Raw genomic sequence first — 23900 nt, forward strand, 5'->3', positions numbered from 1 at the left:
CCCGGCAGGGTCAATCGCAGGACGTGGCGGTTTGCCAGTGCAGGCGTGCGCCGTGGCGTTGCAGCCAGTCGTGCAGGCGCGCGGAAATGATGCGGTTACCTGCGGCCAGCACCTCTTCGCCGTCACAGAGCAGCGGCATCGCGGTGCGCAGCCAGGGCGGGAGCTCGGCCTGCTGCAGCAGATCCTTCAGCGCATGCGAATGCGACCGGCCGGGGAGGGTGATGCGCTCGCCGCCACGGCGCGCACGCACCTGCAGCGGGTGCTCGAAACCGGGGCTGCCCTCCAGTTGCAACTGGCCGCCGCCGGGCAGGGCCAGTGGCTCGTGGCCATCCCAGGTGATGTTCCAGTGCGGTGGCAACGGCGCCGGGGCCGGTAATGCATGCAGCTGGTCGCGCCAGCGCCGGACTTCGGCCCGGCCCCAGCGGAAGGCGGCCTGGCGGTCGTGTCCGGCCGGCAGCAGCTCCTGCTCGATGACGCGCAGGCCGTTGGCTGGCAGTGGCGGCAGGCCGCGGTGGCGGACCCAGGCACGCAGCACGCCAGCACGTCGTTCGGTGGGCAAGGACAGCAGGGCGGGCAGCGAGAGGGCGTCGCCGGCCAGGCACTGCGCCAGGTCCCGGTCGTGCTGTGTGGCGAGCTGCGCGGCGGCCTCGCCGGCCAGGGTCGCGCTGCGTGCCAATGCCTGTGCAGCATGCGGCCAGCGCTTGGCCACGAGAGGCATCACCTGCAGGCGCAGGAAGTTGCGGTCGGCCGTGTCCTCGGCGTTGCTCGGATCCTCGATCCATTCCAGTCCGTGGGCTCTGGCGTAGTCGTGCAGGCCGCTGCGCGGGACCGGCAGCAGCGGCCGCCACAGCATGCCGGCCGCGAACGGTCGCAGCGACCGCATCGCGGCAAGACCGTCGACGCCGGAGCCGCGCAGGGCGCGCAGCAGGAAGGTTTCGGCCTGGTCGTCCAGGTGATGGGCCAGCGCCAGCCATTCGTCCCGGGCCAGTGCCTCGGCAAAGGCGGCATGACGGGCGCTGCGGGCGGCCGCTTCCGGACCGCTGCCCGTGTCATCGGGAACCCGCACGCGCACCACATGCAACGGCACGTGCAGCGCCTGGCAGAGTTCTTCGCAATGAGCGGCCCAGGCATCGGCCTGCGGCTGCAGGCCATGGTGGACGTGGATGGCCCGAAGGCCCCTGGCGCGCTGCGCGGGATCAGCGGCCAGCAGGTGCAGCAGGGCGGTGGAGTCGAGCCCGCCGCTGAAGCCGACCAGCACCGCGGTGTTGCAGGCGGGCTGGAGCGGGACCGGGGCTGGCGGGTTCATGCGCCCGCTACCGCCAAGCAGCGCCGTGCGGGTCGCCGCCTGGCATGGATGTGGTGCTGGCGCGCAGCCGGGCTCACGGTGTGGCGCTGCGCTCGAACCTTGCCGGGGTGGGCAGTTCCACCGGCACACCCTGGTCATCGCAGGTGCCGGCCTGGCACAGGCGTTGGCGCAGGCGCGGGGTGGCCTGCACGATCAGGTGGAAGATGGTGTTCTGCTCCATCGTGCCGCGCACCGCCTTGCTGCCCGGGCCAACGGCCCAGATGCCGACATCCTCGCCGCCGTGGGATTCACTGCGCGCAGGGACCAGCGCCTCCTGCATGTAGTCCACGTGCTCGGTGTCGACGTCGGTGAGGTCCGGGCGGCCATGCGCGGCCTCGAACCGGCGGGCGATGTGCGGGAAGGTCTTGGGACCGGCCGGCTGGCGGTCGCTGGCGCCGGTGTAGCCCGGCCCATTGGCGTAGCTGAGCGTGGTGTAGGGCAGGCCCATCCCGTCGAGGGCCAACGCCAGCCCGCCGGTGCGGTCCTCGCCACCCTTGTCCCTGACCTTGCCCAGGATCGGGTTGCCACGCGCCGGATAGCCGACGAAGTTGAGGGTGTGCGAATGGTCGGCGGTGACGATGATCAGCGTGTCCTCGGCCGAGGTCGCTTCCACCGCCGCGCGCACCGCATCGGACAGGGCCACGGTGTCGCTGAGCGCACGTGAGGCATTGCCGCTGTGGTTGGCGTGGTCGATGCGCGCACCCTCGACCATCAGCACGTAACCCTCGCCGTGGCGAGAGAGGTTGGCGATCGCGGTGCGGGTCAGCTCGGCCAGGCTGGGCTCGCCGGCGCCGTCGCGCGCGCGGTCGTGCTCGTACTGCATGTGGTCCGGCTCGAACAGGCCCAGCAGGGCCGGGGCATCGGCCGCGGCCTTGAGCTGGTCGGCGTTCCAGACGTAGGCGCCCTGCGGATGCGCGCGCAGCCATTCGGCGATCAGGTTGCGGCCATCCTGGCGGATGCCGGTCATGTCGGCGTATTCCGGATCGCGCTCCTGCTCGGGGGTGAACTGGCCACGGCCGCCACCGAGCGCGACCAGCGGGCCGCGTCCGTAGCGCGCGGTAGCCAGCAGTTGCTGGGCGATGTCCACGCAGCCGGCGGCGCGGGCGGCCTCGGGCACGTTGGTGTCGTTTTCCCAGTTGCGGTCCGGTACGTGGGCGTAGGTGGCCGCCGGGGTGGCATGGGTGAGCCGTGCGGTGGAAATGATGCCGGTGGCCATGCCGGCGCTGTCGGCCAGCTGCAGCCAGGTCAACAGCCCCTTGCCGCGGCTGTCATTGCAGTCGTTGCGGATACCGGCGCTGACGCCAATGGCACCCATGTGGGTCTTCACCCCGGTGGTGATGGCGGTCATGGTGCCGGCCGAGTCCGGGGTCTGCGAATCGGTGTTGTAGGTCTTGCTGAAGGCCGTGGCCGGGAAGCGCTCCCAGGACAGCAGGTTCTCCTCGCCCGGGCCGCCGTTGCGCTGGCCCTCCAGGATGCGCGCGGCCGCCACGGTGGTCAGGCTCATGCCATCACCCAGGAACAGGATCACGTTCTTCGCCCTGCCGGCCATTGCGCCATTGGCGGCGGCCTTGGCCGCGCCGTTGCGGTACCACCACTGCGGGGTCTCGCCCTGCGGGCGCGCGATGGCCGGAACCTCGACGTGGAGCCCGGTTTCCCGGGCGGTCGGCGGATCGAGAGGGGACGTGGTGGCGCAGGCGCCGAGCAGCAGGGTGGTGGCGCAGGCCAGGGCGGTGGTGCGGAGCATGGGGAGGAACGGCTCAGGACAAACGGAAGCGCCCATTATGACAACTGCCAAGGGTTGCGCCGGTGACACGCTGTTTCCCCGGGCCGAACTCGTGGCGCAACCATGCGTGCGTTATCGTTTGCAGTCCGAAATTCCCTGGGTTCCCGACATCATGAAGCTGGTCTCCGCGTGGTTGCGCATCCCGTTCTGGCAACGCGTGGTGGGCGGTTTCGTGCTCGGCGCCCTGGCCGGCTGGCTGATGGGGCCTGCGGCGGAAACCTGGTTCGGCCCGCTGGGTGATCTGTACGTCACCCTGATCAAGATGATCGCGGTGCCGCTGGTGTTCTTCGCGGTGATCAACGCCATTGCCTCGCTGCACGGCCAGAAGTCGATCGTCGCCCTGGGCGGGCGCACCTTCCTGTGGTTCCTGGTTACCGCCGCGCTGGCAGTGGCGGTGGGCCTGGCGGTCGGCACGGTGATGCAGCCGGGTACCGGAAACCTCAGCCTCAGCGTGGACAGTGCCTATACCCCGCGCGATGTGCCCAGCGTGGCCAAGGTGCTGATGGACGTGGTGCCGTCCAACGTGTTCTATGCGCTGGCCGGCATCGGCACCCGCGTCAACGCCGCCGGCGAGACCGTGCTGGCGGCCGGCCGTGGTTCGATCCTGCCGGTGATCTTCTTCGCCGCGCTGCTCGGCTTTGCCATGGTCAAGCTCGGCGAGAAGGTGGCCGAGGCGCGCAAGCTGGCCGGGCAGATGAGCGAGATCATGATCCAGGTCACCCGCTTCGTGCTGGAGATGACCCCGATCGGTACCTTCGGCCTGATCGCCGGCCTGGTCGGCAGCTATGGCTTCGGCAAGCTGTTGCCACTGGGCAACTTCGTGCTGGCGCTGTACGTGGCCTGTGCGCTGCACATCGTCATCGTCTATGGCGGCCTGCTGCTGGCCCATGGCCTGAATCCGCTGAAGTTCTTCCGCGGCGCCGCACCGGGCATGCAGGTGGCCTTCGTCAGCTCGTCGAGCTTTGCGTCGATGCCGGTGGCGATGCGTTCTATCACCGACAACCTGGGCGTCAACAAGGATTACGCCTCGTTCGCCGTGCCGCTGGGCGCGAGCATCAAGATGGACGGCTGCGGTGCGATCTATCCGGCGCTGTGCGCGGTGTTCATCGCCCAGTACACCGGCGTGCCGCTGAGTCCGGAGCAGTACGTGGTGGTGATGATCGCCTCGGTGCTGGGCAGCTTTGGCACCGCGGGCGTGCCGGGCACGGCGGTGGTGATGGCCACGGTGGTGCTGAGCGCGGCGGGCCTGCCGCTGGAAGCCATCGGCTACCTATACGCCATCGACCGCATCCTGGACATGATGCGCACGATGACCAACGTCACCGGGCAGATGCTGGTGCCAGTGCTGGTCGCGCGCGAGACCGGCCTGCTCGACAGGCAGCTCTACGAGACCGCTGCCGTGCGCATGGGCGTGGATGCCGACGTGGATGCCGGCAAGGGCTGAGTCGGCCCGACATGATCGGTTCCGCTTCCACCCATGGCAGGAGCGGAGGGTGAGCCGGTCGTGCAGCCGGGTGTAACAACCTGTTACCCACTGCTGTAGCGCAGCTGTTACACCCCACGTAGGGCCCGGTGTTGCTGGCCGGGCGACTTGTCCGGCAGTCCGTGGCGGCTATACGGGCGCTTTGCCTGTTACAGGACCAGTCCGTCCGGCTTGCGTTGCTGTGCTGCAAGTTGCTGTTTTAGTTAAAGAAAAATAGTTGGCACGGTTGCTGCGATGTACCCCGGGCATTGTCATCGGGAACACCGCAATGGATCGCAGGCACCACCATCCGCTCCTGCTGCTGGGATTGCTGGCCACCGCCACCATCCCGTCCGCCTTTGCGTCAGGCGCCCGCCAGGGCGTGCATCCCCGCCCCGGCGAGATGGTCCTTCTGCGCGATGTCTCCGCCCGCCATGCCTACCGTCCGGCGCCGCCGGGAATCGCGCTGATCGCCGATCCCACGCCGACCCGCGAGGTCGCTTCGGCACTGGGAACTGGCGGGATGGACGAGCTGAGCGACGCGGACTATGCCGCGATGGGCTCGGGCCTGGCGGGCGCGCCGCAGGCGTCGCAGCAGACCGTGGTCGAACAGGTCACCGGCAGTGCGGTGAACGGCACCCTCGGGCGAGTGACCGGCGCCAACGGCGTGCTCTCCGGCGGACAGCTCGGCCGGATGATCGGCGGCCCGATGGGGGCGGTGGGAGGAGCCACGCGTGGCATTGGCGACCAGGTGCGTGGCGCACTGGCGCAATTCCCGCTGCAAGGTGCCCCTGCCGCTGGCGGTCCGGGGAACTGACGGCCATGGTCCGGCGTGCTGCACATCTGCTTGGAGGCCTGGCGCTGGCAATCGCCTGCGCCGGGGCCGCCCATGCCGGTGGGGACGAGTACGCCGCCATGCTCGGCTACCTTGTCGACAGCCGCATCGATGGGCGTGCGCTGTCCGGGGCCGAGGGCCGCATAGCGGTGAACATGGCCGCCGGCGACCTCAACAAACAGGCCAACCTGCACGCGATGGCAGCAGGTGGGGCCGCCTCGGCGCAGGCCAGCGCCAGGCAGGACACGCGGGGCGACCGCTACGACCTTCCGATGCATGCGAGCGCCACGATCGGCGGCAATGCATTGGTCGGCGCGAGCGGCATAGCCTCCATCAACCAGGCCAGCGGCAGTGGCAACGCAGAGACGAACCTCGTCACTGCCACGCTGGCCCAACAGGGCATACGCGAAACGGACGAAGCGGCCTTGGCCTCCTTCGGTTCCATCGCGTCGGCAGGGGGGCAGGATGCCGGCGGGCCAGTCCCGCCGGGAACCCGCAGGGTAGGCGTTGAAGCCTCCGCCCTGCGTGGTTTCGAAGGTGTGCTGCAACTCAATCAGATCGCGGGATCAGGCAACGCCACGGACAACCAGCTGAGCATTTCCGTGCAGACCGTCCCGTGAGAAAGCGTCACTTCAACCACCCGATAGTGATTCCAGAGAGGGCAACATGAACGCGAACATCAGGAAGACCGCAATTGCCATGGCCGTGGCCGCCGTCGCCGCCAGCCCCGCCGCTTTCGCCCAGGACGACCCCAACGAAAGCATCGACATCAACCACAACCACATCGTGGTGGAGGACTGGGACATCACCATTGATGACACCCGCAACTACACCACCAATACCGTCGTGCTGGACGACACCACCACCAATACCACGGTGCTGGACGACACCACGACCAACACCACGATCAACGATACGACCAATACCACTACCAATACCAACACCACGACCAACGAGCTGACCAACACCGAGACCAACACCACGGTCAACGACGTCAACACCGCGCTCAACGCCGAAGCGAACCTGTTGCTCAACGCCGAGGCGAACCTGCTGCTGAATGCCGAAGCGAACATCAACTTCGACGGCAACTACAGCGAGGACATCAGCAACACCGAGGTGACCGAGTCGTATGACGGTTCGTACAACGCCGTCAGCAACACCGAGGTCTCCGAGTCGTATACCGGCACCTGGAGCAACGAGGTCTACGAGAACATCGAGCGTACCGAAGTGGTGAACTCGGACATCCGCAAGGAAGGCAACGAGCACCAGGTCGCGGTATCGCTGAAGAAGGATCTGTCGCTGACCTCGGACATCAACTTCTCGGGCGACCCGGAAATCACCGGTTCCATCGATCTGGATTCGGCCGCGATTGCAATCGTCGACAACCGCCAGACCATCACCGGCAACAGCGGCGACAACAGCCTGCTGAGCAATGACGCCTCGATTGCCGATGACGTCGGCTCCACCGCGTCGGGCAACATGGGCTTCAACGTCGCCGCCGGTGACAACAATGCCCAGGACAACGCCGCGGCCCTGTCGGCTGCAGACGCGTCCTTCAGCTTCGGCATGGCCGACGCCGAGGTCTTCGTCAACCAGGTCGGCGCGCAGAACGAGACCATCAACAGCGGCGTGACCAATGCCGCCAGCCTGGGTGGCAACGCGTTCAGTGGGGCCACCGGCAACATCGGCGTGAACATTGCCTCGGGCAACAACAACGCGCAGAAGAACGCGCTGACCGCCTCGGTGGCCACCAGCGCCTATGCCACCTCGAGCATAAGCTCCAACCAGATCTCCTCGGGTAACACGGTGTCCAACGCCGGTTACGAGGAAGAGCGCACCAGCACCATCGACGTGGCCCTGTCCGGCACCGTCAGCGGCAGCCTGGGTGGCGAGGGTGGCCAGGTCGTGGGTAGCTACAGCGGCCGTGGCAACTCCTACCAGCAGTCCAACTTCTATCCGGACACCTACGACAACGGCAACAACCATCCGAATGGCGACCGTATCGGTCATGACGACTGGGACAACGAAGCGCAGGGTGCCGTCGCCAATCCGTACCGTCCGGGCGTGGGCGGCATGGCGTGGGATACCGACGAGGAAGGCGACCTGGTCCTGGAGCTGGGCAACGTCGACCTGCTGGCAGAGCTGAGCGGCGAAGTGACCCAGGTGCAGTACGTGGTGGTCGATGCGACCAACACTGCCAGCCTGTCGGGCAGCGCCTTCTCGGCGGCCTCCGGCAACATCGGCGTCAACGTCGCCTCCGGCACCGGCAACCTGCAGGCCAACAGCCTGGCCCTGGCCGTGGCGCAGCCGTCCACCGGCGGCGGTGGCGGCGGCAACGGCGAGTAAGCGTGGCCGGTATTCCGGATTCCACGCGTTAAAAGCGCAACAAACCCGGTCATCCGCCAATGGCCGGGTCCCCGGAGCCCCCCGTCCCTCTCCCCCTGGGGCGGGGGCTCCAACCTGCGATGGAGCCGCCGTGTCGATGATCCGCCCCGTGCCGTGGCTGTACCTGTGCCTGCTGTTGCTGCTGATGTTTCCGTCCAGGGCCGCCGACGTACGTTTCAGTGCCGTCCTGCCCAACGGCGCAATGCTCACCCACAGCGTGGAGAGCATGCGCGAGCGCCGCTTCCGAAACCTGGTCCGGCAGCACACCGATTACAGCTGTGGCGCCGCGGCGCTGGCCACCATCCTTCGCTACGCCTACCACCTGGAAGCGGACGAGGCGACGGTGATCGAAGGGATGATGGGCGTGTCGGACCCGGTACTGGTCCAGCAGCGCGGCTTCTCCCTGCTGGACATCAAGCGCTACGTCGAATCGCTGGGCATGCGCGGACGTGGTTACCGGATCAACGAGGAGCGGCTGCGGTCGTTGCGGGTCCCCGGGCTGGTACTGATGGACGTGCGCGGCTTCCGCCACTTCGTGGTGCTCAAACAGGTCCGCGACGAGATGGTCGAGGTGGGTGATCCGATCCTCGGCAACCGCGTCGTCCCGCTCAACGAGTTCCTCGAGGCCTGGCCGTCGCGCGCGGTATTCGTCGTCATCGGCAGTGACTTCGACCGCAACACGGCCCTGCTGCAACCCAGCGAACGACCCAGCGCACGGGCGCTGGCCGCACGCCAGGGGCGCGGTCCCATCAGCGATGCCGAACTGGTCGATTTTGGTTTCACCCATGCCGACCTGTTCTAGGAGCGTGACCATGAACATCCGTCTTTCTTCCAGTGGCCTGGCGCTTGCGCTGGCACTGGCCATCCCCGCCGCGGCAGCGCAGGAGCAGGCACGGCTGGGCAAGGGCGTCACCGAGATTCCCGACCCCGAACTCAACCTGATGCGGGGCCGTTACACCGTGGGTGGCAATGCGGTGGCCTGGTTCGGCGTCACCATGGTGTCGCAGTGGCAGACACAGACCGGGCAGACCCTGCAGGGGTCGCTGGCGCTGGGGATGGACTTCAGCCGCGGTGGCACCCCGAAGGTGAGCTTCACCCCCAGCGTCAACATCACCGAGGCCAACGCCGCGATGCCGGAAACCAGCGGCCGCAGCGTGGACGGCAGTGGCCTTCAGAACGTCGCCGGCATGACCCAGAGCGTGCAGGTCGCCGGGGATCGCAACACGGCCAGCAACGTCACCCTGCTCACCATCCGCGATGGCGGCGAGGTGCCGCAGGGCAGCGGCGTGGTGGCCGGCGACGCCGTCGCGCGGCAGGGCAATGCCAGCGCCAGCGCGGGGTTCGACGGCAGCGCGGCCAACCTGCTGCTGCAGATCGACGGCCATGGGGCGGTCCAGCAATGGATGCGCTCGGGCAGCGTGGGCCAGAGCATCCAGCTGACAGCCGATGGCCAGCGCGCCAGCAACCGGCTGCAGATCGACCTGGTACGCAGTCCGCTGGCGGAGAACACGCCGCTGGCACAGCACGTCTCCCAGGCCATCACCCTGGGACGCGGGATCGGGGGCGGTCCTGGCGGCTGAGCCCCGGCAACAACAACCATGCGAGGGAACACGCAAATGAAGGTACTGGCGATGGCGGCGCTGGTGGGCCTGTCTCTGGGATCGTCCAAGGTGCTGGCGCAGCAACAGGCTGCCGGCACCAGCGAGGCGGAGATGAAGGCGCTGATGGCCCAGCTTGAGGCGCTCAAGGCAAGTTATGCGCAGGAGGTGCGCCGGCTGCGCGAACTGGACATGCAGGTCCAGGCGATGCAGGCGCGCATCAGCGGACGCGCGGCGGCGGCTGCACCGCCGCCACAGACACCGGCAACCCCGCCGCCTCCGGCCGAGGGCTACGCCAGCAGCGCGGCCGAAGCCGAGGAGGCCAAGGAGGCCGCGCGTCGCAGCGTCGACGACGTCAAGCAGCAGCAGGCGGCGCTGTTCAACCGCAAGCTGATCATCGAGAACAGCCTCAACTACGCGCGCTACGACCGAAAGCAACTGACGCTCAATGGCTTCCTCGCGCTGGATGCGATCTTCCTGGGCAACATCGCCATCGAGAACGTCGAGTCCGACTCGCTGACCTACAACCTCGCCGCGCGCTGGGGAATCAATCCGCGGCTGACGCTCAACGTCGACGTTCCCTACCTCGCCCGCAAGACGATCTACCAGAAGGGCGGGGCAGGGGGCTCGGCCGCGGCCATCGCGCAGGAGGAGACCAGCGGGCATGGTCTGGGCGACATCACCGTCAGCGCCAACTACAAGCTGTTGTCCGAGCACCGCTGGCTGCCGGAAACCGTGCTGACCGTCGGCGTCACCGCGCCCACCGGTCGCGAACCCTACGGCCTGGACTGGCGGGTGCTGGAGCGGGACGACGATGACTTCATCCGTTTCGCCGTGCCGGCCGAGCAGCCCACCGGCAACGGACTGTGGCAGGCCAACGTCGGCCTGTCGTTCGTGAAGACCGCGGACCCGGCGATCCTGTTCGCCAATGTCGGCTACGTGCGCTCGTTCGAGCGCAGCTTCGACGACATCGATTCCAACCCCGACACCGTCAACCCGGGCGACGTGCGGCTGGGTGATGCCTACTATTTCGGTGCCGGCGTGGCCTTCGCCTTCAACGAGCGCACCAGCCTGAGCATTTCCTTCAGCGACAAGCTCAGCGCGCGTGCGTCCACGCGCTACCGCAACGGGCAGTGGATGAAGGTGATCGGCAGCGACGCCAATGCCGGCACGCTCAATCTGGGCGTGACCTATGCGCTGACCTCCAAGTCCACCTTCGTCAGCATGCTCGGCATCGGCCTGACCCCGGACGCTCCGGACTTCACCCTGGCCTTCAAGCTTCCCTACAGCCTGTGACGCACGCCAGCGCGTGGAAGCTTCAGCGCAACTGCTGGAGCTCCACGCGGTGCTTGCGGCACAGCCGGTACACCGTGACGCGCGACACCCGCATCCGCCGGGCGCAGGCGCTGACGTTGTACTGGCTCTGCTGCAGGCAGTGGATCAGCGCATCGCGTTCGGCCTGCATCCGCACCAGGTCCAGCACGCCGGCCGAGGCCGCGCTGTCTCCCAGTTCCATGTCCGCGCAGCTGATCAGCTCGCCTTCGGCGAGGATGGCCGCGCGCTGCACGCGGTTGAGCAGCTCGCGCACGTTGCCCGGCCACGGGAAGGCTTCCATCGCCTCGAGCGCCGGCCGGCTGAATCCGCGTGCGCGGGTACGGTGGCGTTCGCGGAAGGTCTTCAGGAAATGGGTCGCCAGCAGCGCGATGTCGCCGGGGCGATCGCGCAGTGCCGGCATCGGCAGGCGCAGCACGTTGAGCCGGTAATACAGGTCGCGGCGGAACCGGCCCTGCTCGACGGCCTGTTCCAGGTCCACGTGGGTGGCCGCCAGCACGCGCACGTCCACCTTCACCGGGGTGCTGCTGCCGATGCGCTCCACCGTGCCTTCCTGCAGCACGCGCAGCAGGTTGGTCTGCACGTCCAGCGGCAGGTCGCCGATCTCGTCCAGGAACACGGTGCCGCCATTGGCCGTCTCGAACAGGCCCAGCCGGCGCGTACTGGCACCGGTGAACGCGCCGCGTTCATGGCCGAACAGTTCGGACTGGACCAGGGTGGAGGGGATGGCGCCGCAGTTGATCGCGATGAAGGCGCGGTCCGCACGCGGTGAAAGCTCGTGGATCGCGTGGGCGGTGACTTCCTTGCCGGTGCCGGTTTCGCCGGTGATCAGTACAGGCAGGTCGACCGGGGCGAACTTCCGGATCGAGGCACGCATGGCCAGCATCGGCGGGCTCTGGCCGATCAGGCCCTGCAGTCCGCCGGCATGCGGCATTTCCTCGCCGCCCAGCCGCTGCAGGCATTCCGCCAGGGCGCCCGGGTCTGCCTGCGGATCCACGTGGTCGCTGCACGCCTCAAGCAGCCGCTGCACGCGCGGATCCTCCCGGTCGGTGCGGGCGTCGCTCAGCGCCACCAGCGCCATGTGCCGGTGGTCATCGAGCAATGCCTGTATCGCGTCCAGGCAGGCTGGACTGCGCCCACGCAGGTCGACCAGGCCGACCACCAGGTCATCGCCGCGCAGGCCGATGCCGGGTTGTTCCCCTGCCGCGACCTCCCGGATCTGCCAGCCTCCGGCGGCCAGCTGGGCGCGCTCATGGGCCTGCGGGCGTCCAAACCAGATGACACAACGCTTCGGAAACGCGGGTATTGCTGCCATGCGCGTGCACCACTCCGTCATGCGCGGGCGGAGCGCAATAGCCAGACGAATCCCGGTCGTGCCGCCCCACGCCGGGTTCAGCCCCGCACGAGGCCCCGGCAACGGAAGCCGGCCCGTACGGGTAATCCTTGCTCCGGAGAGCAGAAGGGAGAACGCGGCACCCGGGAGGAACCGGCCACCGCCGCGGCGTGGATGCGCGCGCCGTGCCTGTCACTCAGGGGTCACAGGTGGTCCGTGGCTTTTCGCGGGCAACAAAAAAGGCCGCGGTCGATGCCGCGGCCTTCTGTATCCACGCTGCTGTCTGTCAGAGATCCAGACGGCGGGCCTGCATGAACTTGCCGCCCCAGTAGCCGCTGAGCAGCGAGTCGGTGCGCACGTCCTTGCCACTGCTCGGCGCATGCAGGAACTGGCCATCGCCGACATAGATGCCGACGTGGTCGACGCGGCCCTTGCGGCCGAAGAACACCAGGTCACCAGCGGCCAGGGCGGCACGGTCCTTGATCAGTTCGGCGTCGGCCTTGACCGCCATCTCGCGCGACACGCGCGGCAGTTCGATGCCCAGCGCGGTGCGGAACACATAGCCGACCAGTCCGCTGCAGTCGAAACCGCCGTCCGGCGAGTTGCCGCCCCAACGGTACGGGGTGCCGATCAGGGTCATGGCGCGGCGCAGGACGCTCTGGACCTTGCCGTCGTTGCCCGCACCGGTGGTGGCCACCTTGCCCTGGGAGACGTCGTAGTTGGCCAGCAGGCGGCTGAGGTCGCCGGCGAACATCGCCGAGCGGTCCATCAGCGGAATGGTGTCGTTGGCTGCCAGGTGCGGCAGCAGGGCGGCCAGGGTGGCGGTGGCAGCGGCATCGGCCTTGCTGCGCGGCGCCTCGGCCCTGGCGGCGGGCTTTGCGACTTCGGCTGCCGGGGCAGCGGTCGCGGGGTCGGCGGGCGCCTCCTGGGCCATCAGGGGCGCAGAAACGCCAAGGGCCAGGAGGAGGAAGAAGCGGTGGGCGGCTCGCAAGGGAGCGGCTGTCTGGCCTTTACACATCAGGTCGTCAGTCGTCACGCGGCGGTCACAAAAAGAAGCGATGGGCGATGATGCCGTGGACGCGCTGTGAAAGGGTACAAATTTCGTTAAATATTCGTTACGCCTATTGTGACGATTGTCCCAGTCAATGCAATACCCGCCGTGCACCGCTGTAATGGTCCCGCCAGTAGGGCCCGTCCAGATGGTCCAGGCGGACCGTTCCGCCGGTGCTGGGGGCATGGACGAACCGGCCCTCACCTACATAAATGCCGACATGCCAGACCTGGCCACGGCTGCCGAAGAACACCAGGTCGCCCGTGGCCAGCTTGCCGGGGGCGAGCCGGGGACCCTGCATGGCCGCCAGTTCGCTGGAGCTGCGCGGCAGGCGCAGGTCGAGCATGTCCCGGTAGACGTAATTGACCAGTCCGCTGCAGTCGAATCCCGAGTCGGGGGTGTTGCCGCCATAGCGATAGGGGGTGCCGACCAGCCCCAGCGCGCGCATCAGCACGGCATTGGCCGCGGCGGGATCGGCAGGGGTAACGGCGGGCCAGTGGCCGCTGGCCGGCGGGGGCGTGGATTTCACCGAGGGTGCCGGGCCGCCGCAGCCAGCCAGCACCAGGATCACGGCCGCCGCGGCCAGCAGGCGCGGGCGCAAGGGGGGGACAACTGGCGTGATATGCATGTAGCCGGGATAATGCGCGACCTCGGAAGGTCGCCATGATGGCGGCGTACCCGGCGGCCGACAAGCCGTCCTACCGTCTGCCGTCGGGCAGCCCCAGCACAGAGTTTCCAATGAAGATCGAAAAAGACCGCGTCGTCCGTTTCCACTACACCGTTTCCGAAGTCGGCCAGGAGCCGATCGAGAGCTCGAAGGATCGTGAGCCGCTGGCGATCCTGATCGGCCACGGCAACATCATCCCGGGCCTGGAAAACGCCATGATGGACAAGGCCGCCGGCGAGAGCTTCGGCGTGGACGTGACCGCGGCCGAAGCCTACGGCGAGCGTCGCGAGGGCCTGACCCAGCGCGTGCCGAAGAAGCACTTCGGCAACACCCGCCTGCAGGTGGGCAGCCAGGTGATCCTGCAGACCAACTTCGGCCCGCGCGCGGTGACCGTGCAGAAGATCGGCATGAGCGTGGTCGACGTCGACCTGAACCACCCGATGGCCGGCAAGGACCTGCACTTCGACGTTGAAATCGTCGAAGTCCGCGAGGCCAGCGAGGAAGAAATCCAGCACGGCCACGTGCACGGCGACGGTGGCCACCACCACTGATACGCCCCGGCCCCAGTGCCAGGAACGGCCCGATTCGTCGGGCCGTTTTCGTTTCCGGCCGCCGCCCGGCGGCGTGCTCTAATCGCCGCTTCCCACAGATCCCGTCGCCGTGAGCCACTCCCTCCCATTGCAGCCGCTGGCAGCCGCGCAGCGCATCACCACGCTGGACGTGCTTCGGGGCTTTGCCCTGTTCGGCATCCTGCTGATGAACATCGAGACCTTCGTGGGTCCTTTCGAGCTGGCGCAGGGGATCAATCCGCAGTGGCAGGGCCTGGATCGCTGGGCCGACGCGCTGGTGTTCGTACTGGTGCAGGGCAAGTTCTTCACCCTGTTCTCGCTGCTGTTCGGCATGGGCTTTGCCGTGATGTCGCAGCGCGCCGAGGCGGCGGGGCAGGCGTTCACCCCGATGTACCTGCGCCGCAGCCTGACCCTGCTGCTCATCGGCCTGCTGCATGTATCGCTGGTCTGGTCGGGCGACATCCTGGTCAGCTACGCGCTGCTGGCACTGATGCTGCCGGCCTTCCGCGAGGCGCCCCGCAGCTGGTTGCCGGCGTTGGGCACGGCCTGTTACCTGGCGGCAGTAGTGCTGCTGGTGGTGGTGTTCGCGGCCATGGGACTGATGGGCGACGGTGGCAAGGCGGAGATGCTGGCCAGGGTGCAGGACGGCATCGAGGCGCAGCGCCAGATCTATGGACATGGCAGCTGGACGCAGGCCGTCGGCCTGCGCCTGCGTGAATTCGGGGCCGCGCTGGGCGGATTGCCGGTCGTCGGTCCGGAGGTGTTCGGCATGTTCCTGTTGGGTGCGTGGTTCGTGCACAGCGGGGCGATTGCCGACCCGGCCGCGCATCCGCGCCTCCATGCCGGCCTGCGCTGGATCGCACTGCCGCTGGGGCTGGCGGTGATGCTGTGGGTTGCCTGGTGGCAGCCGTGGCAGGAGCCCGGGACCTTCGACACCCGCATGGGCATCGCCGCGGCCGTGGGAGCGGTGGCCGGCGCGGTGATGTCGCTGGGTTACCTGGGTTGGGTGGTGCGGTGGCGCGGCTGCCTGGGCTGGCTGGCGCCGGCCGGGCGCATGGCACTGACCAACTACGTCATGCAGTCGTTGGTGTGCACCTTTGTCTTCTATGGCTATGGCCTGGGCGGCTACGAACAGCTGGGCCGGGCATGGCAGCTGGTGTTCGCGCTGGCGCTGTTCGCGCTGCAGGTGTGGCTGAGCACGATCTGGCTGCGCCATTTCCAGTTCGGCCCGCTGGAGTGGCTGTGGCGCGCGGCAACCTACGGACGCTGGCCGCCATTGCGCCGACGGGAGCTGGCGGCGGCATAGACTGTGGCGGTGAACTCCCCCCACGACGACGTCCTGATCATCGGTGCCGGTGCGGTGGGCCTGGCGACGGCACTGGCGCTGTCCGAGGCTGGTCGCAGCGTGCGCTTGCTCGATGCCGGGCGGGTGGGCGGCGGCACCTCGCATGGCAACTGCGGCACCATCACGCCCAGCCACGCGCCACCGCTGGCCGGCCCGGGTGTGCTGCTGCGCGCATTGCGCTGGACGCTGTCACCGCAGGCACCGCTGTACATCCCGCCGCGGCTGGATCCGCAGCTATGGGACTGGCTTGCCCACTTCGCCGCGCGCTGCAACCGGCGCGACTGGCTGCATAGCACGCGCGGCCGGGCGGCGCTGCTCAATGATTCGCGCCAGCGCCTGGCCGACTGGGTACGGCGTTACCAGCTGGACTGCGAATTTGGCGAGGAGGGCCTGGATTACGTGTTCCGCGAGCAGCGCAACTTCGAGCTGCATGCCGCCGAGTGCGAGGCGCTGGCGCAGCTGGACATTCCCACCGGGATCATCAGCGGCCGCGATTACGAACGGCAGGAACCGGCATTCCGGCCGGGCGTGGTTGGCGCGATCCGCTTCCCGGGTGATGCGCGCCTGCGCCCGGACCGCTACACCGCCGAACTGGCGCGCGTCCTGCGCGCCCGCGGCGTGGTCATCGAGGAGCATTGCCAGGTGCGGGGCCTGCACGCCGATGCGGACGGGGCCAGCGTGGAAACCGATCGCGGCCGCTTCCGTGGGCGCGAACTGCTGCTGGCCGCCGGGCCATGGTCGCCGCAGCTGGCCGACAAGCTCGGACTGCGCGTGCCGATCCAGGCCGGCAAGGGTTACTCGATCACCTACGCGCGTCCGTCGCTGGTGCCCTCGCGCCCGGTGGTGCTGAAGGACCGCTCGGTGTTCGCCATTGCCTGGGACGGTGCGATGCGGCTGGGCGGGACGATGGAGTTCTCCGGCCAGGACGCGCGCCTCAACGAGGGCCGCCTCGCGGCGCTGGAGCTGGCGGCCGCGCAGTACCTGCAGCAGCCGCCGGGCGGGGTGCAGGAACGCTGGTATGGCTGGCGGCCGATGACCTGGGACGACATGCCGGTGCTGGGCCGTTCGCCACTGCATCCTCACGTCTGGATCGCGGCAGGCCATGGCATGCTCGGGATCAGCATGAGTTGTGGAACGGGACAGATGATGGCCGACCTCATTACCGGGCAGGCGCCTGCGATCGATCCGGCGCCGTACCGGCTGGAGCGTTTCCAGTGAGCAGCGCAGGCCAGGGCTTCGACTACGACCTGGTCGTGCTGGGTGGCGGTTCCGGTGGCCTGGCCACCGCGATCCGCGCCAGCGAGCACGGTGCCCGCGTTGCGCTGCTGGAGCCGGACGAGCTGGGCGGCACCTGCGTCAACCTGGGCTGCGTGCCGAAGAAGGCGATGTGGCTGGCCGCGGAGATGGCGCACCGGATCACGCTGGCCGCGGGCATGGGCTTCGACGTGCCGGCACGTCCGGCGCTGTCGTGGCCGGAACTGGTGGTGCATCGCCAGCGCTACATCACCGGCATCCATCGCAGCTACCTCAAGCGCCTGGACGAGCGGGGCGTGGTGCGCGTGCCAAGCAAAGGCACCCTGGTCGATGCACATACCGTGGAGTGCAGCGATGGCGTGCGCATGAGCGCGGCGCATATCGTCATTGCCACCGGGGCGCACCCGCTTCGGCCGGAATTCCCGGGCGCTGGGCTGGCCCGGGTCTCGGATGATTTTTTCGCGTTGCGTGAAGCGCCCGCACGGGTGGCCGTGGTCGGCGGCGGCTATATCGCCGTCGAACTGGCCTGCCTGCTGCAGGCGCTGGGCAGCCAGGTCAGCCTGCTGGTGCGCGGTAAGCGCCTGCTCGAGCGCTTCGATGCCGAGCTGGCCAGCCTGCTGGTCGAGCACCTGCGCCAGCAGGGCGTAAAGGTGCATTTCGGTTACCGCCTGCGCGAACTGCGTCGCGACGGCGACACGATCCGGGCCTACGGCCACGACGCACCGGGCGACGGCATCTATGACGAGGTGTTCCTTGCTACCGGCCGTCGGCCGAACAGTGCCGGGCTGGGGCTGGAGGCGCTGGGCATCGAAATCGGTGACAAGGACGAGGTGGTGGTGGACGGATTCCAGACTACGGCCGTGCCCAGCGTGCATGCCGTGGGCGATGTCGCCGGCAAGGTCGGCCTGACCCCGGTGGCGGTCGCCACCGGTCGCCACCTGGCCGATCGCCTGTTTGGCGGCAGGGAAGGGGCGAAGATGGATTTCGACAACGTGCCCAGCGTAGTGTTCTCGCATCCGCCGCTGGGCCAGGTGGGCATGAGCGAGGAGGACGCGCGCAAGGCCCATGAACAGGTGAGCGTCTACCACAGCCGCTTCCGGCCGATGCTGCAGGCGCTGGCCGACAGCAACCAGCGCAGCGTGTTCAAGCTGGTCTGCGCCGGCGAGGATGAGCGGGTAGTGGGCATACACCTGCTCGGCGAAGGTGCCGACGAGATACTGCAGGGCTTTGCGGTGGCGCTGAAGATGGGCGTGACCAAGCGACAGCTCGACGAGACGGTGGCGATCCACCCGACCTCGGCCGAGGAAATGGTGTTGATGCGCTGAGCGCAGCGCAGCGCGGCGATGACTGGCTATGCTGCGCGCCCCGCCCGCATCTGCCGCCATGAAACGAGCCACTGCCTCCCGCAATCATCAGACCAGGGCTGCGCCGGTCGATCCGGCGACGATGCGCGAGCGGATCCTGGCCGCCATCAACGCGATCCCGCATGGGCAGGTGCTGGGCTATGGCGAGGTCGCAGCGCGCGCCGGACTGCCCGGACGCGCGCGGCTGGTCGCGCGCCTGCTCGCCAACAACGATGAACCGCAACTGCCGTGGCACCGCGTGCTGCGCAGTGATGGCCGCATCGCGTTGCCGGAAGGCTCCTCCGGCTGGCACGAGCAAACACAGCGGCTGCGCGCCGAGGGCGTGGTGGTCGAGAACGGCCGGGTGAAGAAGCCGGCGCCGCCGCGCGACCTCGATGCCGCCGTGTGGGGGCCGGGCTAGGCGCTGCGGCTATCATGGGCGCAGTTCCAATGGATGCCCCCATGTTCCCCCGACTGCCTACCGTCACCAAGACGCTGCTGATCGCCAACATCGTGCTGTTCGTGCTGCAGCAGCCGTTCCTGCTCGGCAACACGCTCGCGCCCTTCATGCTGTGGCCGATCGACAGCTATGGCTTCAGCCAGTTCCAGCCGTGGCAGCTGCTGACCTACGGGTTCCTGCATGGCAGCTTCGGCCACCTGTTCTTCAACATGCTCGCGCTCTTCATGTTCGGCGCGGCGCTGGAACAGACCTGGGGCGAGAAGCGTTTCCTGACCTACTACCTGGTCTGCGTCGGCGGTGCCGGCCTGTGCCAGTTGCTGGTGGCGGCGATGATGGGCGGTGGCGCGCCGGTGCTGGGCGCGTCCGGCGGCGTGTTCGGCCTGCTGATGGCCTACGGCATGCTGTTCCCCAACCAGCGGGTGATGCTGATGTTCCCGCCGATTCCGATGAAGGCGCGCACCTTCGTCATCGTGTTCGGCGTGATGGAACTGGTGCTGGGCATGACCGGCTGGCAGCCGGGCGTGGCCCATTTCGCCCACCTGGGCGGCATGCTGTTCGGCTGGCTGCTGATCCGCTACTGGCGCGGGCAGCCGCCGTTCAACCGTCCCGGTGGCCGCCGTCCCAACCACCTGCGACGGGTGAAGTGATCCCGCCGGGCGTCATGGCCCGGACATGAAAAAGGCGCGGAACTCCGCGCCTTTTTCGTTGCCGCCAGGATCCGGCGTCAGCGCCAGACCTTGATCTGCTCGGCGTCGGTGCGCTGCATCGGCTGGCCCGGCTTGCAGCTGAAGCTGGCGGCGAAGCCCGGGAGGTTGGCGAGCGGGCCGTTGGTGCGCCAGATGCCCGGCGCGTGGATGTCCGAGGCCAGGCGCTGCACCGCCTCGTTGGCCGAGAGCTGCTGCGCCCACAGACCGGCCCAGGCATTGAAGAAGCCCTGGCGATCGGCCGGCTTGGCCGCCGGCTCGGCGGCGGCGTACGCCTCCCATGCGATCTCGACACCGGCCAGGTCGGCCAGGTTCTCCTCGCGGGTCAGCGCGCCGTTGACCTTGGCACCCTTGACGCCGGGGAAATCGTAGGCGGCGTACTGGCCGACGATGCGGTTGCCAAGCTGGGTCCATGCGGCGCGGTCGGCGTCACTCCACCAGTTGCGCAGTTCGCCACGGGCATCGACCTGCGCGCCCTTGGCATCGATGGCGCGGGTGATCTCGTGGGCGACCAGTGCACCGAAGGAGCCGTACTTCTGCGCGGTGCTGGCAGTGCCGGTGAAGATCGGTGGCTGCAGTGCGGCGGCGGTGACGATCAGGCGGTTCTGCGCCAGGTCGTAGGCCACCGCCGGCTGCTGTGGCAGCACGTCCCAGCGACGGTCGGCATTGCCCTTGCCGATGCGCTTCATTTCCTCGCGGTGGCGCCAGGTCGAGGCGATCAGCATGTTGCCGCCGAAGCTGCCGCGGCCCATCGGCTGCACGCTGTAGTCGAGGTCACGCCTGGGCGCACCCACTTCGATCTTCAGTGCCGCCAGCTTGGCTTCGGCCTCGGCCTTGGCCTCCGCACCCAGCCAGCTGCTGCGCCTGACCGCATCGATCTGGGCCTGGCGCACCTTGTCGGTGATGGCCTCGGCCTGGCGGCGGTCGGCCGCGGTCAGGTGGGTGGCGGTGTACTCACGTCCCAGCATCGGGCCAGCCGCGACATTGATCGCATCCAGCACCTGTTCCCAGCGCGCCGGGGCGAGGGCCTGTCCGCGCAGCAGGCGGCCGCGGAACTCGAACTCGGCATCGCGGTAGGCCTTGGACAGGTACGGGGCCATCGCATCACCCACGCGCCAGCGCAGGTAGGCCTTCCAGTCATCGGGCTTGACCTTGGTGACCATGCCGTCCAGCGCCTGGAACAGGGCCGGGTTGGCCAGCGACACCAGGTCGTCATTGACGCCCTGGGCCTTGAGGAAGGCGTCCAGCTGCAGATTCTTGTAGCGGCCGGTCAGTTCCTTGGTCGGCAGCGGGGCGTAGTTGTTGAAGGGGTTGTTGATGCCCACCAGCGGCTGCGCCTGGCGGGCGATCTGGGTTTCCAGTGCGATCACCGCGGCCGACTCGGCATCGAGCTTGCTGGCGGCAGTGCCGGTCAGCGCCAGGATCTGCTTTACATAGTTGCGGTAGTGGCCCATCAGCGCGACGGTGCCGGCGTCGGTGCGGGTGTAGAAGGCCGGGTCGGGCAGGCCCAGCCCACCCTGGGTGAAGTAGCCGATGTGGCGGTCCAGCGCCTTCAGGTCCACGTCGGGGCTGAAGTTGAACGCCACCGGGATGCCGACCTGGTGCAGTGCCGCGATCGAGGCCGGCACGTCCTTGGCCTTCCGGATCGCGTTGATGCGCGAGAGCAGCGGGGCGATGGGGTTGGAGCCATCGGCTTCCACCGCCGCCTCGTCCAGGCCGCTGGCCCAGAAGTCGCCCAGCAGCTTCTGCACGTTGCCCTGCGGGCTGGCCATGGCCGAGTCCAGCAACTGGCGCTGCTGCAGGCGGGTGCGCTCGGCCAGCTGGCCCAGCGCGGTCACCGCGCCGGTCTGCGGCACCGGATTGGCCTTGAGCCAGGCAGCGTTGGCGACGTCATGGAAGTTGCTGCAGGCCGGACTCACCGCCGGGGCGGCCGCTTTCTTCTTCGTTGCCGCGTCGGCGTGGGGAGTGGCCAGCACCGCCAGGCCAAAGCCCAGCGCGAGGGAAAGGGGACGTAGGTTGGGCATGTGTCGCAAATCCACCGGGGATTAAAGTCGGCGGAGTTTAACAAGCACCATTTGTGCAGGCGTTGAGCCCGCGTGAGGGCCCATGCGCCGGGCATCGCGACGCGTGCGGCCTTGCTGCCAATACCGGAAAACAGCAAGGCCCGGACATGCCGGGCCTTGCCTTGGATCACATCGGCAGTGACTGGCTTACCAGATCACGACCTGCTGTTCACCCTCACGGACCATCGGAGTACCCGCCTTGCACTGGAACGCCGCGGCGAAAGCCGGCAGGTTCGACGGCGCACCCATTGCGCGGAACTGCGCCGGGGCGTGCGGATCGGTGGCCAGGCGGACCTTGGCGTTCTCGGGGGTGTACTTGGTACGCCACACGGTGGCCCAGTTGGCAAAGAAGCGCTGGTCGCCACTCATGCCGTCGATTGCCGGGACTTCCTTGCCTTCGGTGGCCATCTTGTAGGCGTCGTACGCGGTAGCCAGGCCGCCCAGGTCGGCAATGTTCTCGCCCAGGGTCAGCTGGCCGTTCACGTTCTGCTCGCCGACCTTGTACTGGTTGAACTGGTTGACCAGCTTGCCGGTCAGCCCGCTGAAGCCCTTGGCGTCCGCTTCGCTCCACCAGTTCTCGAAGTTGCCCGAGGGGCCGAAGCGGCTGCCCTGGTCGTCGAAGCCGTGGGTCATCTCGTGGCCGATCACCGCGCCGATGCCGCCGTAGTTCAGGGCGTCGTCGGCGTTCGGGTCGAAGAACGGCGGCTGCAGGATCGCGGCCGGGAACACGATCTCGTTGGCCAGCGGGTTGTAGTAGGCGTTGACCGTCTGCGGGGTCATGCCCCACTCGGTCTTGTCCACCGGCTTGCCGATCTTGGACAGCGCGAACTTGTAGTTGAACTCGTTGGCGGCGCGCACGTTGCCCAGGTAGCTGTCGCGGCTGGTGGTCAGGCCGCTGAAGTCACGCCACTTGTCCGGGTAACCGATCTTCGGGGTGAAGGTAGCCAGCTTGGCCAGCGCCTTTTCCTTGGTCTCGTCGCTCATCCACGCCAGGTTCTGGATGCGGTTCTTCAGCGCGGCGCTGAGGTTGTCCACCAGCACTTCCATCTTGGCCTTGGCTTCGGGCGAGAAGGCGACCTTGACGTACAGCTGGCCGAACGCCTCGCCGGCGCCGCCCTCGATGGTGCCGAGCACGCGCTTCCAGCGCGGCTTGATTTCCTTCTGGCCGTTGAGGGTCTTGCCGTAGAAGTTGTAGTTCTCCTCGACGAAGGCATCGGCCAGGTACGGCGAGGCCGAATCAACGGTGTGGAAGCGCAGGTAGGCGCGCCACACCGACGGATCGGTGTCGGCCAGGGCCTTGCTCACTTCCTGGTGGAAGGACGGCATGGCCAGCGAGAACTTGTCCGGCGCAACGATGCCCTGGGCCTCGAAGAAGCGGGTCCAGCTGAAGTTCGGGGTCAGCTTGTCGGCCTCGGCCGGGGTTACCGGGTTGTAGTACAGCGAGACGTCACGCGACAGCTCGACGCTGGACTTGGAAGCCTTGGCCAGGCGGGTCTCGAACTTGACGACCTCGGCCGCCTGCTTGCCAGCCTCGTCGGCAGCCACCCCGGACAGCTCCAGCACCTTGGCCACGTGCGCCTGGTAGGCCTTGAGCTTGTCGGCCTTGTCGGCGTCGAAGTAGTAGGTCTTGTCCGGCAGGCCCAGGCCGCCCTGCATGGCGTAGGCCATGTTCATGGAGGAGTTCTTGAAGTCCGCTTCCGGGCCGAAGCCGAACACGAAGCCTTCGCCCTTGGCCGCGCTGGTGCGCAGGTAGTCGGCGATGGCGTCCTTGTCCTGCAGGCCGTCGATCGCGGCAAGGTCGGCCTTCAGCGGCTCCAGGCCCTGGGCGTTGACCTTGGCCTCGTCCATGCCGGTGGCCCACAGGTCACCAACGATCTTCTCGATACCGGTGGCGTTCTCGATCTTCGCGACCTGCTCGACCAGCTGGTGCTGCACGGCAACCGAGCGCTCGTCGAGGATGGTGAAGGCGCCCCAACTGGTACGGTCGCCCGGGATTTCATTGGCCGCCAGCCACTTGCTGTTGACGTGGCCGCCGAAGTCGGTGCATGCGTCGATGTTCGGATCCAGGTCCGAGACGTGGAAGGCGTTGTAGGCCGGCAGCTTGCTCTCGTCCAGGCTCAGCGCATTGGCTTCGGCCGGGGCCTGGGTGGCGACGTCCGCGCTCGCGGTCTCGTCCTTCTTGCAGCCGACCAGCGCGGCACCGATGGCCATGGTCAGCAGGAGAATCTGGGGTTTGCGGATCATTTCAGGTGGCCTCCAGGCCGGTGACATGCACGGGGAGCCCCGCCAGGCGGGACCGGTGCGCAGACGATACGCCCTGTGCGGCTGGCGCAGGGGTGTAGAAGGTCATGGCCGGCCGCGGTGCTGCTAT

The 23900-nt window shown here is 68.1% G+C and carries 20 protein-coding genes; 13 read left to right on the forward strand and 7 right to left on the reverse strand.

The window, feature by feature from the left end; genetic code table 11:
* Nucleotides 1-10 precede the first annotated feature (10 nt).
* Both tilS and LG380_RS01935 read right to left on the reverse strand, forming a co-directional pair.
* On the reverse strand, nt 11-1306 hold the full coding sequence (tilS, locus tag LG380_RS01930) for a tRNA lysidine(34) synthetase TilS (protein WP_225763356.1): 1296 nt from the start codon (nt 1304-1306) through the stop codon (nt 11-13).
* Between the two features lie 73 nt (nt 1307-1379).
* Nucleotides 1380-3089 carry an alkaline phosphatase gene (locus LG380_RS01935; RefSeq protein ID WP_225763357.1) on the reverse strand — a complete coding sequence of 570 codons (1710 nt, stop codon included), beginning with the start codon at nt 3087-3089 and terminating at the stop codon, nt 1380-1382.
* Nucleotides 3090-3240: 151 nt separating this feature from the next.
* Between LG380_RS01935 and LG380_RS01940 the strand changes: the two genes are divergently transcribed.
* The 7 genes from LG380_RS01940 (at nt 3241) to LG380_RS01970 (ending at nt 10704) form a co-directional block, all read left to right on the forward strand.
* Nucleotides 3241-4572: a dicarboxylate/amino acid:cation symporter gene (locus LG380_RS01940; protein WP_225763358.1), complete on the forward strand. Its 1332-nt coding sequence runs from the start codon at nt 3241-3243 to the stop codon at nt 4570-4572.
* A gap of 307 nt (nt 4573-4879) precedes the next feature.
* Nucleotides 4880-5407, forward strand: a complete 528-nt coding sequence (locus tag LG380_RS01945) for a hypothetical protein (RefSeq protein WP_225763359.1) — start codon at nt 4880-4882, stop codon at nt 5405-5407.
* A gap of 5 nt (nt 5408-5412) precedes the next feature.
* Complete coding sequence (locus tag LG380_RS01950) at nt 5413-6045, forward strand: hypothetical protein (protein WP_225763360.1); 633 nt, start codon at nt 5413-5415, stop codon at nt 6043-6045.
* 226 nt (nt 6046-6271) lie between these two features.
* Entirely contained in the window at nt 6272-7771 is a 1500-nt protein-coding gene (locus LG380_RS01955) for an adhesin (protein WP_225766413.1), read from the forward strand.
* A gap of 136 nt (nt 7772-7907) precedes the next feature.
* On the forward strand, nt 7908-8612 hold the full coding sequence (locus tag LG380_RS01960) for a C39 family peptidase (protein WP_225766414.1): 705 nt from the start codon (nt 7908-7910) through the stop codon (nt 8610-8612).
* A gap of 10 nt (nt 8613-8622) precedes the next feature.
* A complete protein-coding gene (locus LG380_RS01965; RefSeq protein ID WP_225763361.1) occupies nt 8623-9390 on the forward strand; it encodes a hypothetical protein in 768 nt (255 codons plus the stop codon).
* Nucleotides 9391-9426: 36 nt separating this feature from the next.
* Nucleotides 9427-10704 (forward strand): transporter, encoded by a 1278-nt coding sequence (locus tag LG380_RS01970; protein WP_225763362.1) that lies wholly within the window; start codon nt 9427-9429, stop codon nt 10702-10704.
* Between the two features lie 22 nt (nt 10705-10726).
* Here LG380_RS01970 and LG380_RS01975 read toward each other — a convergent pair whose 3' ends face one another.
* The 3 genes from LG380_RS01975 to LG380_RS01985 form a co-directional block, all read right to left on the reverse strand.
* Nucleotides 10727-12055 carry a sigma-54 dependent transcriptional regulator gene (locus LG380_RS01975; protein WP_225763363.1) on the reverse strand — a complete coding sequence of 443 codons (1329 nt, stop codon included), beginning with the start codon at nt 12053-12055 and terminating at the stop codon, nt 10727-10729.
* Nucleotides 12056-12359: 304 nt separating this feature from the next.
* The gene (locus LG380_RS01980) at nt 12360-13091 is read right to left on the reverse strand and encodes a C40 family peptidase (protein WP_225766415.1); all 732 of its coding nucleotides are present in this window, start codon (nt 13089-13091) and stop codon (nt 12360-12362) included.
* A gap of 124 nt (nt 13092-13215) precedes the next feature.
* Nucleotides 13216-13752 (reverse strand): C40 family peptidase, encoded by a 537-nt coding sequence (locus LG380_RS01985; protein WP_225763364.1) that lies wholly within the window; start codon nt 13750-13752, stop codon nt 13216-13218.
* 110 nt (nt 13753-13862) lie between these two features.
* Between LG380_RS01985 and LG380_RS01990 the strand changes: the two genes are divergently transcribed.
* The 6 genes from LG380_RS01990 (at nt 13863) to LG380_RS02015 (ending at nt 19409) form a co-directional block, all read left to right on the forward strand.
* The gene (locus LG380_RS01990) at nt 13863-14342 is read left to right on the forward strand and encodes a peptidylprolyl isomerase (RefSeq protein WP_225763365.1); all 480 of its coding nucleotides are present in this window, start codon (nt 13863-13865) and stop codon (nt 14340-14342) included.
* 109 nt (nt 14343-14451) lie between these two features.
* Nucleotides 14452-15666: a DUF418 domain-containing protein gene (locus LG380_RS01995; protein ID WP_225763366.1), complete on the forward strand. Its 1215-nt coding sequence runs from the start codon at nt 14452-14454 to the stop codon at nt 15664-15666.
* Nucleotides 15667-15675: 9 nt separating this feature from the next.
* Nucleotides 15676-16923: an FAD-dependent oxidoreductase gene (locus tag LG380_RS02000; RefSeq protein WP_225763367.1), complete on the forward strand. Its 1248-nt coding sequence runs from the start codon at nt 15676-15678 to the stop codon at nt 16921-16923.
* Nucleotides 16920-18284, forward strand: a complete 1365-nt coding sequence (gorA, locus tag LG380_RS02005; RefSeq protein WP_225763368.1) for a glutathione-disulfide reductase — start codon at nt 16920-16922, stop codon at nt 18282-18284. The genes LG380_RS02000 and gorA overlap by 4 nt, the downstream gene beginning before the upstream one ends.
* Before the next feature lie 121 nt (nt 18285-18405).
* Complete coding sequence (locus tag LG380_RS02010; protein WP_225766416.1) at nt 18406-18723, forward strand: MGMT family protein; 318 nt, start codon at nt 18406-18408, stop codon at nt 18721-18723.
* 41 nt (nt 18724-18764) lie between these two features.
* Nucleotides 18765-19409, forward strand: a complete 645-nt coding sequence (locus tag LG380_RS02015; RefSeq protein WP_225763369.1) for a rhomboid family intramembrane serine protease — start codon at nt 18765-18767, stop codon at nt 19407-19409.
* Nucleotides 19410-19486: 77 nt separating this feature from the next.
* Here the strand turns inward: LG380_RS02015 and LG380_RS02020 are convergent, their stop codons facing one another.
* Both LG380_RS02020 and LG380_RS02025 read right to left on the reverse strand, forming a co-directional pair.
* Entirely contained in the window at nt 19487-21490 is a 2004-nt protein-coding gene (locus tag LG380_RS02020; protein ID WP_225763370.1) for a M13 family metallopeptidase, read from the reverse strand.
* Nucleotides 21491-21676: 186 nt separating this feature from the next.
* Nucleotides 21677-23773 carry a M13-type metalloendopeptidase gene (locus LG380_RS02025; RefSeq protein WP_225763371.1) on the reverse strand — a complete coding sequence of 699 codons (2097 nt, stop codon included), beginning with the start codon at nt 23771-23773 and terminating at the stop codon, nt 21677-21679.
* Between the last annotated feature and the right edge of the window lie 127 nt (nt 23774-23900).

The sequence above is a fragment of the Stenotrophomonas sp. Marseille-Q4652 genome (assembly GCF_916618915.1).
Classification (GTDB): Bacteria; Pseudomonadota; Gammaproteobacteria; order Xanthomonadales; family Xanthomonadaceae; genus Stenotrophomonas.